Origin of the sequence: Bacillus sp. FSL W8-0848, assembly GCF_038007805.1 — a bacterium.
GTDB lineage: Bacteria > Bacillota > Bacilli > Bacillales > Bacillaceae > Bacillus > Bacillus glycinifermentans.
In genome coordinates, this window is the sequence record NZ_JBBOYB010000001.1 from 1148683 (window position 1) to 1166502 (window position 17820).

17 protein-coding genes are annotated in these 17820 nt (G+C 45.2%); 14 read left to right on the forward strand and 3 right to left on the reverse strand.

Annotated elements, in window-relative coordinates:
* Nucleotides 1-661: 661 nt before the first annotated feature.
* The gene (locus NSQ39_RS06145; protein ID WP_175077531.1) at nt 662-1171 is read right to left on the reverse strand and encodes a DinB family protein; all 510 of its coding nucleotides are present in this window, start codon (nt 1169-1171) and stop codon (nt 662-664) included.
* Nucleotides 1172-1569: 398 nt separating this feature from the next.
* Here NSQ39_RS06145 and NSQ39_RS06155 point away from each other — a divergent pair, with 398 nt between their 5' ends.
* Complete coding sequence (locus NSQ39_RS06155) at nt 1570-1803, forward strand: hypothetical protein (protein ID WP_175077532.1); 234 nt, start codon at nt 1570-1572, stop codon at nt 1801-1803.
* A gap of 115 nt (nt 1804-1918) precedes the next feature.
* On the forward strand, nt 1919-2407 hold the full coding sequence (locus tag NSQ39_RS06160) for a GNAT family N-acetyltransferase (protein WP_175077533.1): 489 nt from the start codon (nt 1919-1921) through the stop codon (nt 2405-2407).
* Between the two features lie 262 nt (nt 2408-2669).
* Here NSQ39_RS06160 and NSQ39_RS06165 read toward each other — a convergent pair whose 3' ends face one another.
* Entirely contained in the window at nt 2670-2858 is a 189-nt protein-coding gene (locus tag NSQ39_RS06165) for a YkvS family protein (RefSeq protein ID WP_006638423.1), read from the reverse strand.
* 188 nt (nt 2859-3046) lie between these two features.
* On the opposite strand from NSQ39_RS06165, the gene NSQ39_RS06170 reads away from it, so the two are divergent.
* The 6 genes from NSQ39_RS06170 to NSQ39_RS06195 all read left to right on the forward strand — a co-directional run bounded on the left by NSQ39_RS06170 (nt 3047) and on the right by NSQ39_RS06195 (nt 9457).
* A complete protein-coding gene (locus NSQ39_RS06170) occupies nt 3047-3223 on the forward strand; it encodes a hypothetical protein (RefSeq protein WP_373688024.1) in 177 nt (58 codons plus the stop codon).
* A gap of 235 nt (nt 3224-3458) precedes the next feature.
* A complete protein-coding gene (locus NSQ39_RS06175; RefSeq protein WP_216899153.1) occupies nt 3459-4061 on the forward strand; it encodes a cell wall hydrolase in 603 nt (200 codons plus the stop codon).
* Between the two features lie 119 nt (nt 4062-4180).
* Complete coding sequence (locus NSQ39_RS06180; protein ID WP_216899151.1) at nt 4181-5521, forward strand: polysaccharide biosynthesis protein; 1341 nt, start codon at nt 4181-4183, stop codon at nt 5519-5521.
* 56 nt (nt 5522-5577) lie between these two features.
* The gene (gene stoA, locus NSQ39_RS06185; protein ID WP_082142490.1) at nt 5578-6075 is read left to right on the forward strand and encodes an endospore biogenesis thiol-disulfide oxidoreductase StoA; all 498 of its coding nucleotides are present in this window, start codon (nt 5578-5580) and stop codon (nt 6073-6075) included.
* A gap of 256 nt (nt 6076-6331) precedes the next feature.
* Nucleotides 6332-8239, forward strand: a complete 1908-nt coding sequence (locus tag NSQ39_RS06190; RefSeq protein ID WP_048353030.1) for a heavy metal translocating P-type ATPase — start codon at nt 6332-6334, stop codon at nt 8237-8239.
* Nucleotides 8240-8329: 90 nt separating this feature from the next.
* Nucleotides 8330-9457: a M24 family metallopeptidase gene (locus NSQ39_RS06195; RefSeq protein WP_202049487.1), complete on the forward strand. Its 1128-nt coding sequence runs from the start codon at nt 8330-8332 to the stop codon at nt 9455-9457.
* Between the two features lie 98 nt (nt 9458-9555).
* On the opposite strand, the gene NSQ39_RS06200 is transcribed toward NSQ39_RS06195, so the two are convergent.
* On the reverse strand, nt 9556-9690 hold the full coding sequence (locus NSQ39_RS06200) for a hypothetical protein (RefSeq protein WP_269082057.1): 135 nt from the start codon (nt 9688-9690) through the stop codon (nt 9556-9558).
* A 107-nt stretch (nt 9691-9797) separates the two neighbouring features.
* On the opposite strand from NSQ39_RS06200, the gene NSQ39_RS06205 reads away from it, so the two are divergent.
* From NSQ39_RS06205 to NSQ39_RS06230, 6 genes are all read left to right on the forward strand, one after another.
* A complete protein-coding gene (locus tag NSQ39_RS06205; RefSeq protein ID WP_216899146.1) occupies nt 9798-10769 on the forward strand; it encodes a LacI family DNA-binding transcriptional regulator in 972 nt (323 codons plus the stop codon).
* A gap of 67 nt (nt 10770-10836) precedes the next feature.
* A complete protein-coding gene (glcT, locus tag NSQ39_RS06210) occupies nt 10837-11733 on the forward strand; it encodes a glucose PTS transporter transcription antiterminator GlcT (protein WP_096891708.1) in 897 nt (298 codons plus the stop codon).
* Nucleotides 11734-11953: 220 nt separating this feature from the next.
* Nucleotides 11954-14053: a glucose-specific PTS transporter subunit IIBC gene (gene ptsG, locus NSQ39_RS06215; RefSeq protein WP_046132445.1), complete on the forward strand. Its 2100-nt coding sequence runs from the start codon at nt 11954-11956 to the stop codon at nt 14051-14053.
* Between the two features lie 91 nt (nt 14054-14144).
* Entirely contained in the window at nt 14145-14411 is a 267-nt protein-coding gene (locus NSQ39_RS06220; RefSeq protein WP_006638411.1) for a phosphocarrier protein HPr, read from the forward strand.
* Complete coding sequence (gene ptsP / locus NSQ39_RS06225) at nt 14411-16129, forward strand: phosphoenolpyruvate--protein phosphotransferase (RefSeq protein WP_175077540.1); 1719 nt, start codon at nt 14411-14413, stop codon at nt 16127-16129. Before NSQ39_RS06220 ends, ptsP begins: the two co-directional genes overlap by 1 nt.
* Before the next feature lie 91 nt (nt 16130-16220).
* A protein-coding gene (locus NSQ39_RS06230; protein WP_231947364.1) for an IS3 family transposase occupies nt 16221-17776 on the forward strand; the annotation gives its coding sequence in 2 pieces (ribosomal slippage) (nt 16221-16878 and nt 16878-17776; 1557 coding nt in all).
* Nucleotides 17777-17820 lie beyond the last annotated feature (44 nt).

A 17820-nucleotide genomic window follows, 5' to 3' on the forward strand; every position in this document is an offset into this window, starting at 1 on the left:
TCATTTACGTCTTCGTTCGTCTGTTCGTCGCCTATCCCGTATCTTCATCGTTCGTATTTCGTGGTGTTTACGTGTAATCGCAGTTCCGCAGCGTTCATGGCGAACGTCCGGATACTCCTTATCATCATAATATCATAGCCCTTTGTTTCGTAATCCATCCGTCTCAACCTCTGATTATGACCGTCCAATTCAACGCCATTCATGAAACAAAGGAATCCGCAGCAACCTTTCTTTGTTTTGAATCGGTATCACCCGGCAACCAATCGGCTCAATATAGACGGATTTCCCCGCTTTCTTAACGTATATCCGCTCAACCTCCGCTGGGCATCGTTCGGCATAAACTCATAATACCGGATATTGTCCGTCCAAGTACGAAAATTCCAGTTGTGAAAACGTCGATATATTCGTAATTCACGACCTTCAGCCAGCGATCTGACCGCCTGTTCTCCGCATAAGTCGAATCAACGCGCTCCATAACGTCCCCTCGATCTTGTTCTCGCGGACTAATTCAAGTAATCCGCAGCACGGCTGCGCACACTATCGACTACCTTAACGTTAGGATGATCGGTATTCAGGCCGGCCAGCAGTTCCTTTCGCTTATACAGCGGCTTAGACGTAACCGAAACGCCGTCACCCCGTTAGGTTAATAACTCATTATCTATTATTTATGTATAGCAAATTCCTTTTCAGGTAGTCCCAAAATGTCTGTATTTTTAGGAATATAACCAAGCAACCGTAGCATTGCTACAATTTGCCCCTTATGATGAAATTCATGCGTAATAGAATGGATTAGTAATTGGTGTGGCGTTTTTCTTACAGCCCCACTGCCTACTTTCCAAGAAGGCTCTTTTTCGATAATATCATCAAATTTATCAGTGAATTGTTCAAATACAGCATCTACATATACATTCGCCTGTTGAAAATAATGTTGAATATCCTCTATCTGCATACCATTGATTGCTTCCTTTGTTAATAGTGGTGAAGATGTTTCTGAAAGCACAAAAGACCCCAGCCAAGCATGATAACAACCCGCCACATGAACTAAAGAATCTCTTATACTTTGAAAACCAAATCCAAACTCTTTTGTAAAATCATTGCCGTTCAATTCTTTACACTGGTCTAGCAAAACCTGTCTCGTTTGTTTTATCCACTCATATTCGTGTTTTTCCATCACTATCCCACCTGTAGAAATAATAAATATCAGAATATTCTTCTAATTATACACAAATGGGTATCATCATTAAATACCTGATTTAATCAAACTTTGAGATAAATGAACAATCTTTATTACAGAGCTGAATCTATCACTTTATTAAACTAAACTGCCGCGTTACATACTGCAAGCCCTTCTGCGCCAGGCATAGAAATATATCATCAATAACGATAAAATTAGCAGAGACGGTTGTTATCTTCTTGAATGCAATTTAATTTTTGAGAGACTTGAGCAGGAATGCAAACTATAAATAATCGATTGTTATCAATAAAGGCGGCCGTTTCCGATTCTTTTAGAGGAACGACTAGAAGGTACAACGTTTCCAACTGTGAATTTATGGATAGGGGGATGGGGAAATGAGCAAAATCTCTGAAAAGCTTTTAAAATGCTGGTTGTCTATTCCAAGACAGGTGAGGTTTTTTGGATTGGCTCTCTTTACCATCTGTTTTTTCGGGTTTATGATGATTCTCGGAATAAAAAAGCTATTTCAATTTAACACATTGAATGCAACAGACATTATTTTTTGTTTGATTGCTTCGTTCTTTATCTTATTGATAATGAATACTTCAAATGCAGGGAAAAATAAATAAATTTACCGACAGCCGTATCGCTAGGCTTTGTGCATACACGATATAGACTAATGTATGACAAGTTTATAATATGAAAAGATTGAAAAACAATGGGAAAATACAGGGAGGGGAAGAAATGAAAGTCATGCCAACAAGCGATTTGCCGAAATCGGCGGTTGCGCAATTTTTTAGCACACATTGGGGGAGCCCTGTCATGGTAAATTCCAATGGTTCATTTCAATGCGATGAATTAGAAGGTTATGCCGCATTGGATGAAAAAGGGGACATCATAGGTTTAATTACGTTCGTCATGGATGAAAACGAATGCGAAATTGTCTCATTGGACAGCATCATTGAAAATAAAGGGATCGGGTCTGCCCTTTTAAAAGAAGTGGAGCGGGCATCTGAGCAAGAACGGTGCGAAAGCGTGAAGTTAATCACAACCAACGATAATATAAGGGCGATCGGCTTTTATCAAAAGAGAGGTTATGCGTTTGCGGAATTGTATGTGAACGCAGTTGAAAAAGCCAGAAAAATAAAACCTGAGATTCCTTTGAAAGCCGATAACGGGATTCCAATCCGGGATGAATTACTTTTCGTAAAAAAGCTGAGAGCAGGAAATTAATTCTATGTTTTATTTCTAAAGGAATCAGGCGAATACCGTTCCTTCTAACGAGGTTTCTGTGTCAATATTCATTTTTTGTGTGCTTCTTTATATAGAATAGACTTGATTTCCATTAATTTTATGGGAGAAAGGTACATTAGGTAATGCAGGAAGATCGAGAAAAACCGCCGTACCCAGCCAGACGGCGGTTTTTCCTTCTTTAGAAGCTCGTGCGGAAATTGTTGCAGATTGCGTGGAAAAACATGATGAATCGGAGATTTGATTAATGAAAGGAGTCTTTTATAATTTTGTAGTTTTTATGGTTGACGACGGTTAAGGAGTCCAATTCTAAGTCTCTGTAGTTGTCCATAATCGTGACATCAACGATGACCGAGTTTTCGTTTACTTTTTCAACGACTCCGGTGAGTCCGTTTTTAAATTCGATGACGTTCCCGACTTTTGCAATTTTCACGTGGCTTCCTCTCCTTATAAAATGTTTTTGCCTATTGAAAGTATTTTGCAATATTTTCATAGAGAAGTAAAGCGAAATGGGGGAGAACGTGACAATTGTTGTACGCGTTTTTGCTTAGTGGTATAGTTAATTAGTTAAAGGTGATTTTTAAAAGGAAGGAGAGGGACAAGTTGACAGAGGAAAATGCTATGGAGCACATCGAGAACTTGAGATCGGGAAACATTCATGAATTTCGCGTGAAAAAAGAGGATTTTCTTTCTTTTAGAGCCATCTTGACGAAGCAGGAGGATTTCAAGCACTTTCGGGGGATTGCCCAGCGCGGGGGAGACGTCATTTTTCAATACATGAAAGAGCCAAGAAGCTAAAAGGCTTTCTCAACCGATGAGAAAGCCTTTTTATATGATGAAATCCTATACATTCAGCACAAGTATTGCTGGATGTTTTGTTTTTTTCTGTAAAATCCGTGCCCTGTCTATACAATAATGTGCCAGCTGGACGCTTTGATGGAAGGCCTGCCAAAAATTTATTAGTGAAATGAACGGTTTGTCTTGCTACCGTAATACATATGTTTTTTCGAAGTGGTTGACTAGGAGGAATGGAATGAAATCGAAAATTGCTGCGATAGCTGCTTTTATAATCTGCATGCTCCCTGCGGCAAAAATCGAACATACACAGGCCGTCAAGATATTCTCGAAAAAAGACAGACAGGAAATGGACCGGCTGCTTTCAAGCATTGACCGGGAACCACATCCTGCTTTTTCCCATATGACCGATGAAAAAACGATCATCGAACTTGCGCCCCGGCCGCGCCATGAAAGGAAAGGCGAAGAGAAAGAAGAGCCGAAATTGACGGGCGGGGAGAAAGATTTATTGTCAAGGCTTGTGCACGCTGAAGCCAAAGGCGAGCCTTTTGCAGGAAAGGTCGCTGTGGCCGACGTCGTGCTGAACCGTGTGGAGCACCATGGGTTTCCCGACAGCGTAAAAAGCGTGATTTACCAAAAAAACGCTTTTGAGCCTGTTCTTAACGGGAGCATCAACCATAAAGCGGACCGCGAATCGAAGAAAGCTGTCGAAGAAGCGGTCGATCAACATAAAAAAGAAACAAACGCTTTATATTTTTATAATCCGGACACTGCATCGGACAACTGGATTAAAACGAGAAAAATCGTCAAACGCATCGGCAATCACGTGTTTGCGATTTGACCGCAAAAGCCGGGGCTCTACAGCCTTGGCTTTTTTATATTTGATAGGATGAAAAATAAAATAATTTTTGAACTTGTCTCATATGATGGGGTATAACCCTTGAGACAAGGAGAGACCTCATGAACCGTTTTGTGAAAGGAATCATTCTTCTATCGGTAGCTGCTTTTTTTGCAGAATGCCTTGAGTTCGTCATTAACATGATTCTCGCGCGGGAGCTTGGGGAGCATGGCATGGGGCTCTATATGAGTGTTTTACCTTCAATTTTTTTGGTTGTGGTGATCGCGAGTCTCGAACTTCCCGTTTCTATATCAAAATTTATCGCGGAATCCAATCCGAAGCTGCATGAAAGCATGCTGAAACATGCTTTTCGATTGACGGCGCTTTGTACGGCGTTTTCCACGGCGGCTGCCGCCGTCATCCTTCCCTTTATCCCGATTTTTGATTCTTACCATCCTTTTATCAGAGGCCTTGTGATCGGCATGATTCCAACCGTCGCATTTACCTCGATTGCAAGAGGCTACTTTATGGGCGTCCAGCAAATGGGGAAAATCGCGACGGCGAATGCATTGAAAAAAATCTTTCAGCTTATCGGCTTGTTTTTATTTTTTCAATGGTATTCCTTTGAAATCGATACGTCTGTTTTGATCTCAGTGTTTGTGCTCGTTGCAAGCGAAGTCGTCGTGTTCGTTTATTTGTATTCCCAGTTTATTTTGGTCAGGCGGGCCGCCGCAAAGGGGCAGCATGTCCATTTGCGGAGAAGCGATGTGTTGAAACGGCTGCTCACCGTTTCCATACCGACTACCGGCATGCGCGTTTTCCATGCCGTCACAAATGCGGTCGAGCCTTTTTTGGTGAAAGGGACGCTGATTGCCGCGGGCGTTTCTAAAACGGGGGCCGTCGATCAGTTCGGCATGCTTTCGGGAGTTGCGATGTCGATCGGTTTTTTTCCGGCTTTTATCGCCCATTCGCTTATGGTCGTCATGATTCCGAGCATTTCCGAAAGCTATGCGTACAGGCAATACGACAGGGTCATCAAACGGATCAAACAGGCGATTTTCATCACGCTGCTTTACGGTATACCGTCTGTGATGGTGATGTATCATTTTGCAGAACCGCTGACCCATTTGTTTTTTGATTCAGTAAAAGCGGCGTTTTACCTGAAGCTGCTTTGGCCGTATTTTTTATTCCACTTTTTTGTGATGCCGTTTCAAGCATGCCTGATCGGGATGGGCCTTGTCAAAGACGCCTTTTACCACAATGTCTGGGCAAGCGCCGTATCGTTTTTGATGATGTATATCCTCGGTTCGATGGAGGAGCTGCAGATGACGGGGGTTATTCTCGCGATGAACACAGGAATGCTTCTTTTGACGGCTCTCCATTATGTCACGATTTGCAAGGAGCTGGGCGTGACCTTGATGTTAACAAATAAAACGGGATCTCCGCGAATCGAGAGCCGCTGATCTTCATAGTTTTTTCGTCTCCCGGGGAAGCTAATAAAAAAAGAAAGGGAGATACGATGAAAAGATATGGCATGATGCGTTATTCACTTATTTTTTTGCTTTTGGCAGGGATGTTCGCTTTTCAGCCTTCTGCGGCCGCCAAACATGTGTCGCCGGCGGTGATGCACATGAAAACGATAGAAGGAGAGCGGGTCGTCATTCCCGCCGAAGGGCAAAAAACGATCATCCATTTTTGGACGACCTGGTGCCCGCCGTGCCGAGAAGAGCTTCCCCGCTTTCAATCCTATTACGATAAGAAGCATGAAGACGTAAGACTTATTACCGTCAACCTCTTGAATGCGGAGAAAAACGAACAGGCGGTGAATCGTTTTATTAAAGCGAACAACCTGTCATTTCCGATCGTTTTTGACCGCGATGGAGACATAATGAAGGCGTACAACGTCATGACGATCCCTTCGACGTTTTTCATTAACGAAAAAGGGGAGCTGGAGAAATCGGTCGTCGGGCCGATCACCGTTGAACAAATGAAGGAATGGGCGGAGAAAAAAAGCTGAAAATTTCTTTCGGCTTTTTTTATGATTTGATGCAAATGATAATTAATATCAAAAAGAAATTATAATAATTATTAGTTGAAACGTGAAGATACCATGCTATAATAAAAATGAACGTTCCCGTTTTTGCATCGCATAAAGCGGGAATAGCTATCAAATGACTGAAATCTTTACTTTTTATGCTGCCGTAGAAGGCGGCAATTTGTTTTTTATAAGGAAATTGACGATGAATTACATTCTCAATTAGGAGGAACCAACAATGCAATTAGAGATTCGAAATAAGACTGAGCATCGGCATCCGATTTTCAATTTTGACTATGTAAGGCAGCATGGCGAATTGGCTGCGGCTCTTTTATCAGGCATACTGATTGCCGCAGGCTGGCTGTTCTCCGCCCGTGAAGCGCTGTCTGCCGCCCTTTTTCTCGCCGCTTTTTGCATTGGGGGCTTTGCCAAAGCAAAAGAGGGGATACTTGAAACGTTATCGGAAAAGACGCTGAACGTTGAGCTTTTGATGATATTTGCGGCGATTGGCTCCGCCCTGATCGGCTATTGGGCGGAAGGCGCAATTTTGATTTTTATTTTCTCCCTCAGCGGAGCCCTTGAGACATATACGCTAAATAAAAGCAAACGCGACTTGACATCCCTGATGAAATTGGAACCGGAAGAAGCCGTCCGATTGGAAGACGGGAGACAGAGAAAGGTTGCGGCAGCGGAGCTTGAGGCGGGAGACGTCATCATGGTCAAACCCGGTGAACGAATCGCAGCTGACGGTGAAATCGAATCAGGACAGACAAGTGTCGATGAGTCCGCGCTTACGGGCGAATCGATTCCTGTTGAAAAAAAGGGCGGAGATGCCGTTTTTGCGGGCACCGTCAATTTAAACGGCTCTTTGACTGTCCGCGTCAAAAAGGCGAACAAGGACTCGCTTTTCAAAAAAATCATTAAGCTGGTCGAATCTGCGCAAAACAGCGTATCTCCGTCGCAAGCGTTTATTGAACGCTTTGAAAATGTATATGTGAAAGGCGTTCTGATCGCAGTCGGACTGCTGCTTTTTCTGCCGCATTATATGCTCGGCTGGACTTGGAGCGAGACATTCTACAGAGCGATGGTGTTTATGGTCGTCGCCTCGCCTTGTGCGCTTGTTGCGTCGATCATGCCTGCCGCACTGTCGCTGATATCAAACGGGGCAAGAAACGGCCTGCTTGTTAAAGGAAGCGTCTTTCTTGAGAAGCTCGGAAACAGCAAAATCGTCGCATTGGATAAAACGGGAACGATCACGTACGGAGCACCGGCCGTTGAAGATATGCTTCTTGCCGAAGGCATCGCCGAAAACGAATGCCTGACCGCCGCGGCTGTGATCGAACAGCAGTCAAATCACCCCCTTGCAAAAGCGATTGTCGAGTACGCCGATGCAAAAGGAATTCACCCTGATGCAAACGTATCGATTGAAGAGACTTCGGGATTCGGGGTGAAAGCGCAATTCGAAGGAGAAACATGGCTTATCGGCAAAGCCGGCTATGTCGGCGAAGGTGAGGTCATCCGCGCCTTTGGAGATTCGGTTAAGCGTCTGTCCGAGGAAGGAAAAACGGTCGTGTACGTAAAAAAAGGCGACCGGCTCGCAGGCTGCTTTGCGCTCAAGGATCAAATCAGGCCAGAGGCGAAAGAGGTCATCGGCGAGCTGAACCGCCTCGGGATTCAGACTGCGATGCTGACAGGCGATCAGCCTGAAACAGCAGCGGCCATCGCGCGGGAAGCGGGACTGAACATCGTCGTATCCGAATGTCTGCCTGACAGCAAAGTAACGGAAGCGGAAAAGCTAAAGGAAACGTACGGAACGATCGTCATGGTCGGAGACGGGATCAATGATGCACCAGCTCTCGCGTCCGCCGACGTGGGAGTCGCCATGGGAGGCGGGACTGATGTAGCGCTCGAAACGGCGGATATCGTGCTTATGAAAAATGATTTGAAGGGATTGACGAAACTGATCCGGCTGTCACAGAAAATGAACACGATCATTAAACAAAACGTCATCTTTTCGCTCAGCATCATCTGCCTGTTGATCTGTAGCAACTTCCTCCAGATCCTCGACCTGCCGCTCGGCGTCATCGGCCACGAAGGGAGCACGCTGCTTGTCATCTTAAACGGACTCAGGCTTTTAAAATCTTAATGTAGCAAAAGGCTGCCGTGTCAACCGGCAGCCTTTTCCTTTCCCGGCCTTCATCAGGCACGCGCCTTAAAAAACTGCTACAATATATAGATGAAGCAACATGTTTTTAGGAGGGAACCGGACGTGAAAAGAATTGAGCAACTTTCATCCTGGCTGAAGGAACAAGATATTTCGTCAGCTTTTATCCATTCAAAAGAAAATGTATTTTATTTGACTCACTTTTATACAGACCCGCATGAACGGCTGATGGGCGTTTTCGTGTTTCAGCATGAGGAGCCGTTTTTTGTTTGTCCGCTGATGGAGAAAAATCAGGCGAAAGAGGCCGGCTGGGCGTATGAAATCATCGGATATGAGGATCATGAAAATCCGTGGGATCTCATTTCAGCCGCGCTCCAAAAACGCGGCTTGCGCCTTGCGAAGGTCGCAGTCGAAAAAGAAGCGATCTCCCTGTCGCGCGCCGATATGCTGAAGCACGTTACAAATGGGGCGGAACTCGTTTCCGCGGAAGAAAAGCTGAACGAACTTCGCGTCGTTAAGGATGAAAAGGAAATCGGCATTCTCCGCGAAGCGGCAAAGCTTGCCGACTACGGGGTTGAAGCGGGGGCAGCCGCTCTAACAGAGGGCATCGCGGAAATCGATGTCGTCGCCAAAATCGAATATGAGTTGAAGAAAAAGGGAATTCAGGGGATGTCGTTTTCCACGATGGTCTTATTCGGGGAAAAATCTGGCCAGCCGCACGGCAATCCCGGCAGCCGGACATTAAGAACGGGCGATTTTGTCCTTTTTGATCTGGGCGTCATCATCGACGGGTATTGCTCTGACATTACGAGGACGCTCGTCTTCAAAAACGCGAGCGACCGCCAAAAAGACATTTACGAAACCGTCCTCCAAGCCGAAACCGCTGCCCTTGAAATGAGCAGGCCCGGCGTCAGAATCGGCGATCTCGATTTAAAAGCGCGGGGAATTATCGAAAAAGCCGGTTACGGAGACTATTTTCCGCACCGCCTCGGCCATGGGCTCGGAATCTCACCCCACGAATATCCGTCCATGAGCCATAACAATGATGAGCTGTTAAAAGAAGGAATGGTATATACGATTGAGCCCGGCATCTATGTACCGGAAATCGGCGGGGTCCGAATCGAAGATGATGTGCTCGTTACATCAGACGGCGCAGAAGCGCTTACCCGGTTCCCGAAAGAGCTGACTGTGATTTCCTGAATGTTGGAACCCGCTTGCTGCGGGTTCTTTTTTGTAGATGATAAACCGTGAATTCTCTTCCTCTTTATTTTGACATCTTTTACACTTAAAGAGAGAAATCAATCCTTTGAAATGAAAAAGTCGTCAAAAGAGCGGAACGGCTCGACTTTATGTTTTTCGTTGAGCGGCCTCATCGCTGCTTTTGAAGACAGTACGATGATGATGCATAAGAAGATCAGAATAAAAATACCCATATTTCTTCTCCTTTCTGAAATGAAAACGTGATCAGCACCGATGCTGTTTTCATTTTAGAGTATGAAACGCATTTCAGAGCAAGAATGAAATGAAAGAAGGGAAACGAATGGCGAATATCAGGGAAATAGCCGAAGCTGCCGGTGTTTCAATTACGACCGTTTCAAGGGTTCTTAACGGCCATCCTTACGTGAAGGAAGAAAAGCGGAAAAAGGTTCTTGAAACGATCGAACGGCTCGAATATACGAGAAACGTGCATGCAGTTCATCTGTCGAAAGGCTTTTCAAACATGATCGGCGTTGTGCTGCCGACGGTCAGCATGCCGTATTTCAGCGAACTGATCGAAGGCATCGCCGAGGAAGCGGCCAAGTCCGGGGTCCATTTTGCGCTTTATCAGACGGATTATCAGCTTGAAAAGGAAATGTTTGCGTTAGAACAGCTGAAACAGCGGCAGGTGGACGGCTTGATTTTTTGTTCGAAAGCGATGTCAGATGAAGAGCTTTTGAATTGGCGGGATACGGGTCCGTTCATTCTGTGCCAGGATTCAAAGGATCCCCGTTTTTCAACGGTCAGCATCCCGCATCATGAAGCGTTTCGCCGCGGGCTCGATTTTTTGATCGGAAAAGGCCATCGAAAAATAGCGATCGGCTTGGTGCGCAAACACGGTGTGAACAGCCATTTCCGGCTGGCGGCGTATCAGGAAGCGCTTGAAGCCATCGGTGAACCTTACCGGGATGAGTGGGTTTTTGAACGATCGCTGACGATTACCGACGGGCAAAAGCTGTTTTCCAAATGGAGCAGAATGGACGAAAAACCGACTGCGATTTTTGTGGCCAATGATCAAGTATCAGCAGGGCTTTATCTTGAGGCGAAAAAACACCGTGTCGATATTCCCGGAACCCTTGCCTTATTAAGCTGCGATAACCAGCCGATCAGCGAAGTGCTCGGCATTTCAACGATCGAAATCAAGACGAAGGAAATGGGGAGGCACGCCTTTCGTCTTCTCCAAAACAGAATCAAAGGGGAGGAGCCGGAAAAGCAGGTCGTCTCCTACAGATTGATTGAAAGATCGACAGTATAAGTGAAATATCAGTGATAAAAATTCGACATTTTTCATCAAAAACGGCAAAATAAATTGACGCGCTTTCATGAGTTTTGTACGATATGAGAGATTGAATGACAAAAAGGAGCTGAGGATCGTGAACAGATCCTTCACCGTTGAAAAGGTACTCAACAACAACGTTTTAATCGCCCTTCATGAAGACTATAAGGAAGCCGTTTTGATTGGAAAAGGGATCGGGTTTGGCAAAAAGCGCGGAGATCTTATCGAACACGAGAACTATGAAAAAATGTTTATTCTGGAAAATGATAAAGAACAATCGCAGTATAAGAAGCTCCTCACATATGTCGATGAAAAAATGGTCGATATCGCCAATGATGTCATTTACCATATCGCGCAAAAAATCGGCCAGCCGCTCAATGAACATATCCATGTCGCGCTGACAGATCATATCGCATTTGCTGTCAAGCGATTGGAACAAGGCTTTGATATGAAAAATCCGTTTTTGCTTGAGACGGAATCCCTTTATCCGAAAGAATACGAAGTCGCCAAAGAAGCTGTTGACATGATTAATGAACAATCGGGCATTCAGCTTCCGGAAGGGGAGATCGGTTTTATTGCCCTTCATATTCACAGCGCTTTGACAAACAGGCCGCTTTCGGAAGTCAATCAGCATTCGCAGCTCATTTCGAAGCTTGTCCAGGTGATTGAAGACGCCTTTCAAATGAAGGTGAACAGGGAAAGCGTCAACTATTTGCGCCTGATACGGCACCTGCGTTTTACGATCGACAGGATTACGCGGGAAGAGCCGACTCAGGAACCGGAAAAATTAATGTTGTTGTTGAAAACGGAATATCCGCTATGTTACAATACTGCTTGGAAGATGATCAAAATCTTGCAGCAATCGCTCAAGAAACCTGTTCATGAGGCAGAAGCCGTTTACTTAACATTACATTTGTACCGTTTGACTAATAAAATTTCATAAACACCTTTATAACGTGTTACTGATTCGATCAGGCATGAGTGAAAAAAGGGAGGAAATGAAGACGCTGTCTTTCGTTTCTTTGTGTACCCGCTTTCACCATGCCTTTTTGTCGTTTAAAAAAGGAAATGTAAACGGTTAAATTGAAAAAGAATGTCTTTTGAATGTGTTTGTCATGTTTTTTTGCTGTAAGGTCAAACTATCCTTAGAGGGGGTATACACCATGTTTAAATCGCTATTCGGCGTTCTGCAAAAAATCGGACGGGCGCTCATGCTTCCTGTTGCGATTTTACCGGCCGCAGGTATCCTGCTTGCCCTCGGTAACGCCATGCAAAATCCGCAAATGACAAAGGTCGCGCCGTTCCTGACCAATGGCACGGTCCAGCTCATTGCAAAGGTTATGGAAAATTCGGGAGACATCGTCTTCTCCAACCTTCCGCTCCTGTTTGCGGTCGGGGTCGCCATCGGGCTTGCAAATGGAGACGGAGTCGCAGGAATTGCCGCCATTATCGGATACCTTGTCATGAATGTAACGATGAGCGCGGTGCTTTTGCAAAACGGTACCATTCCGAGCGATGCAGTTGAAAGAGCGAAATTTTTCACGGAAAACCATCCGGCTTACACAACAATGCTGGGAATTCCGACATTGGCAACCGGGGTATTCGGCGGGATTATCGTCGGTGTTCTGGCTGCCGCCATGTACAACAAATTTTACAAAATCGAACTTCCGCAATATTTGGGATTCTTTGCCGGAAAGCGTTTTGTTCCGATTGTAACGTCTGTCTGTGCATTAATTCTCGGTCTGATCATGCTGATTGTCTGGCCGCCGATCCAAGGCGCCCTTAACAGCTTCTCAAACGGGCTCCTTGCTGCAAACGAGGCACTGGCCGCGTTTGTCTTCGGTATCATCGAGCGCGCGTTGATTCCGTTCGGTTTGCACCACATTTTCTATTCTCCGTTCTGGTATGAGTTCTTCAGCTATACCGATAAAGCCGGAGAAATCGTCCGCGGTGACCAGCGGATTTTCATGGCGCAGATTAAAGACGGCGTCCAATTGACCGCAGGAACATTTATGACAGGTAAATATCCGTTCATGATGTTCGGTCTGCCTGCTGCTGCGCTTGCAATTTATCATGAAGCAAAACCGGAAAACAAAAAGCTTGTTGCCGGCATCATGGGTTCAGCCGCGTTGACATCTTTCCTGACGGGGATTACTGAACCGCTTGAATTTTCATTCCTGTTCGTCGCACCGATTCTGTTTGCGATTCACTGCGTGTTCGCAGGACTGTCTTTCATGATAATGGACATCTTGCACGTCAAAATCGGTATGACATTCTCCGGCGGGCTGATCGATTTCTTCCTGTTCGGAATTCTGCCTAACCGTACGGCATGGTGGCTTGTCATTCCTGTCGGTTTGGTGCTTGCCGTTATTTACTACTTCGGGTTCCGATTTGCGATCCGCAAGTTCAACCTGAAAACGCCGGGCCGCGAGGATGCCGCAGCCGAAACCGCTTCTGAAGGCGGCGGGGAAACGACGGGAGATCTGCCTTATGAAATTCTTGCCGCAATGGGAGATAAAGAAAACATCAAGCACCTTGATGCTTGTATCACAAGGCTGCGCGTAACGGTCAACGACCAGAAAAAAGTTGACAAAGAACGCTTGAAAAAGCTTGGTGCATCTGGAGTTCTTGAGGTCGGAAACAACATTCAGGCCATCTTTGGACCTAAGTCTGACAATTTGAAATCGCAAATGCAGGATATCATGTCAGGTCGGACGCCAAGACCTGCAAAAGCCCCGGATGCCGGCGGCGAAGTTGAACAGCAGGTTGAAGAAGTCATGGTAGAGCCTCTTCAAAATGAAGCGGGAGAAGAAGTGTTTGTTTCACCGCTTTCCGGAGAGATTCACCCGATCACGGACGTTCCTGACCAAGTATTCTCAGGCAAAATGATGGGCGACGGATTTGCGATTCTCCCTTCAGAAGGTACGGTCGTTTCTCCTGTGAAAGGGAAAGTGCTTAACGTCTTCCCGACAAAGCATGCGATCGGCCTGCAATCCGACGGCGGCAGAGAAATTCTGATTCACTTTGGAATCGATACCGTCAGCTTGAAAGGGGAAGGCTTCACGGCGTTTGTTTCTGAAGGAGACCGCGTTGAACCGGGACAGAAAATGCTTGAAGTCGACATTGAAAAAGTGAAGGATAAAGTACCGTCTCTCATGACGCCAATCGTTTTCACAAACCTGAAAGAAGGCGAAAGCGTAAGCCTTAATGTGGAAGGCTCTGTCAGCATGACACAAGACGAAATCGTCCGCATCGAAAAATAAGTTCATAAAATGGCCGTACTTGTCAGATGACATGTGCGGCTGTATGATATAATATTGTGAATGTATTAAAGCTAAAAGGAGATTGATTAAAATGGCACAAAAAACGTTTAAAGTAACTGCAGACTCTGGTATCCACGCACGTCCTGCGACTGTTCTCGTACAAACTGCAAGCAAATACGATGCAGATATCAATTTGGAATATAACGGTAAAACCGTAAATCTAAAATCAATTATGGGCGTTATGTCTCTTGGCATTGCGAAAGGTGCCGAAATTACGATTTCTGCTTCAGGTGCTGACGAGAATGATGCACTTGCTGCATTGGAAGATACAATGAAAAGCGAAGGACTTGGCGAGTAATGCTTGAATTAAAAGGAATAGGAGCTTCAGCCGGTATTGCAATTGCAAAAGCATATCGGCTTGAGGAGCCTGATCTAACGGTTGAAAAGAAAAACATCTCTGATTTTGAAGCGGAAGTTAATCGTTTTGACCAAGCAATCGAGGATTCAAAAAAAGAGCTTGAAACGATTAAAAGCCATGCTTTGAAAGAGCTTGGCGAAGATAAAGCAGAAATTTTTTCCGCGCATCTTTTAGTATTGAGCGATCCTGAGCTGTTAAACCCTGTAAAAGAAAAAATCAAATCAGATTCCGTGAATGCGGAATTTGCTTTGAAAGAGACGGCTGACATGTTCGTATCCATGTTCGAGTCAATGGATAACGAATATATGAAGGAACGCGCAGCAGACATCCGTGATGTCACGAAGCGCGTCACAGGACATCTTCTCGGCGTCGATATTCCGAATCCGAGCTTGATTTCCGAAGAAGTGGTCATCGTTGCCGGTGACTTGACTCCGTCTGATACAGCGCAGCTGAACCGCCGTTTTGTTAAAGGGTTTACAACGGATATCGGCGGACGTACGTCCCACTCAGCCATCATGGCCCGCTCTTTGGAAATTCCTGCGGTTGTCGGTACGAAAGCGGCGACGAAGGAAATTCAAAACGGCGTGACTGTTATCGTCGACGGCATCAATGGCGATGTGATCGTTGATCCTTCACAAGAGATCATCGCTCAATACGAACAAAAACACCAAAAGTTCCTGGAGCAAAAAGCTGAATGGGCCAAGCTCGTCAACGAGCCGACCGTCACAAAAGACGGCCATCATGTCGAACTTGCCGCCAACATCGGTACGCCTGACGATGTAAAAGGCGTTCTCGAAAATGGAGGCGAAGCCGTCGGACTTTACCGCACAGAGTTCCTTTACATGGGAAGAGACCAGCTTCCAACAGAAGAAGAGCAATTCGATGCCTATAAAACCGTTCTCGAGCGTATGGAAGGCAAATCCGTTGTCGTTCGTACCCTTGATATCGGCGGAGACAAAGAGCTTCCATACTTGGAACTGCCAAAAGAAATGAATCCTTTCTTAGGATACAGAGCCATCCGTCTTTGCCTGGATGAGCAGGAGATTTTCAGAACGCAGCTTCGTGCGCTGCTACGGGCAAGTACATATGGAAACTTGAAAATTATGTTCCCTATGATCGCGACCGTTAATGAATTCAAAGAAGCGAAAGCGATTCTCCTTGAAGAAAAAGAAAAGCTTCAATCAGAAGGCCACAAGGTGTCCGATGACATCGAAGTCGGCATGATGGTTGAAATTCCGTCGACTGCGGTTATAGCCGACCAGTTTGCGAAAGAAGTTGATTTCTTCAGCATCGGAACAAATGACCTGATTCAATACACAATGGCTGCCGACCGGATGAACGAACGCGTTTCATACCTTTATCAGCCGTACAACCCTGCGATTCTCCGCTTAATTACGCTTGTCATTGAAGCGGCTCATAAAGAAGGAAAATGGGTCGGCATGTGCGGCGAAATGGCTGGGGACGAAATTGCGATTCCGATTCTTCTCGGCCTTGGCCTTGACGAATTCTCAATGAGCGCAACATCGATTCTTCCGGCAAGAACGCAAATCAGCAAGCTTTCTAAAAAAGAGGCGGAATCTTTTAAAGAACAAATTCTTTCTATGAGTACAACAGAAGAAGTCGTTCAATTCGTAAAAGATACATTCAAATTGTCTTAATTGACGAAGGAAACCCGGACATTTATGATATGCTCCCCTAAAGGTAGACAGATGAAATAAAAAAATCTGTTTGCCTTGGGGGAGTTTTTTCATGGCTGGAAAATGGTTTTCAAAAGAAGAAAAATTGAATATTCTATCAGAATGTGATCAGGGCAATAATTCGGTGAAGGAGATCGCAGAAAAATATGGCATTCATGCCGAAACGATTCGTGAATGGAGAACATCGCATGATATGGCGGGTGTGGAGAGTTTGGAACGTTCAAAGCGCCATAAGTTCTATCCCGCAGAATTAAAATACAATGCCGTGAAAGACTTCTTATCCGGACGCTACTCTCAAAGAGAAATCTCGAGAAAATATAAGATTTCCAGTAAATCCGTACTCATGAAGTGGGTTGAGCTTTATAATGGTCATAAAACGTTAAAAGACAGCGGGAGAGGAAGGAATCGTTTGATGACCAAACGGAAGAACGTTTCATTGGAAGAACGGATTGAGATTGCGAAGGATTGTCTAGCTCATGGAAAGGACTACGCCAGATCAATGGAGATTCATCAAGTCTCCTACCAACAGGTGTATCAATGGGTGAAAAAGTATCAAGAAGGCGGAGAAGAGGCCTTAAAAGACAACCGAGGGAAACGCAAAACCGAAGAAGAACTGACACCTGAAGAAAAAATTCAACGGGAAAACAAACGGCTGGAACAGGAAAATGAGCGTTTGCGCGCAGAGAATGCGTTCTTAAAAAAGTTGGAAGAGATCAAAAGGAGGCGGTTCTAAGTCAGGTTCGGTACGAAGATCGATATCTCGCCATTTTAGAGCTGAATCGAAAAGAAGGCTTTTCTGTCCAAATGTTATGTGAGATTGCCGAAGTTTCGCGCCAGGGGTATTACAAATGGAGGAGCCGAGTACCTTCAGCGAGAGAAAAACAGAATGAAAAGATTATCGCCAAAATGGCGCTACTTCACGAACAAATTGGCGGTATCTACGGATACCGCAGAATGACCTTAAACATGAACCGCCGCTTTAAAGAGCGCCTCAATCATAAGCGCATCTATCGGCTGATGAAAATTGCCAAGCTGGAGTGTGTCATTCGGCGGAAGAAAAAACGTTACGGCAAAGCGACGCCTCAACATGTGTCCGAAAATATCCTGAATCGAGAGTTTAAAGCGGACAAACCAAATCAAAAATGGGTGACTGATGTGACAGAGCTAAAATACGGCCATCGGAAAGCGTACCTCAGTGCCATTTTAGATCTTCATGAGGGAATGGTCGTGTCTTATGTGCTGGGGAAATCCAATAATAACGCCCTTGTGTTTAAAACCTTGAACCAAGCGCTTGAGGCAGCCCCAAACGCACGTCCTCTCCTTCACAGCGACAGAGGTTTTCAATACACGTCCCACCAGTTTAGAAGGATGATTGAAAACGCAAATATGACACAGAGTATGTCCCGCGTCGGCCGCTGTATTGATAACGGCCCCATTGAGTCGTTTTGGGGGAAATTAAAATGCGAGAAATACAGACGGAATTCGTACGAGACATTTGAGGCACTTCAAAGCGCAATTGATGAATATATCCACTTTTACAACCACGATCGTCTACAAGAAAAACTAAACGGCCTCAGCCCAGTGGAATACAGGGCTAAAGCCGTCTAGTGTGTTTTAGTTATTTCCACTGTCTACTTGACAGGGTGCAGATC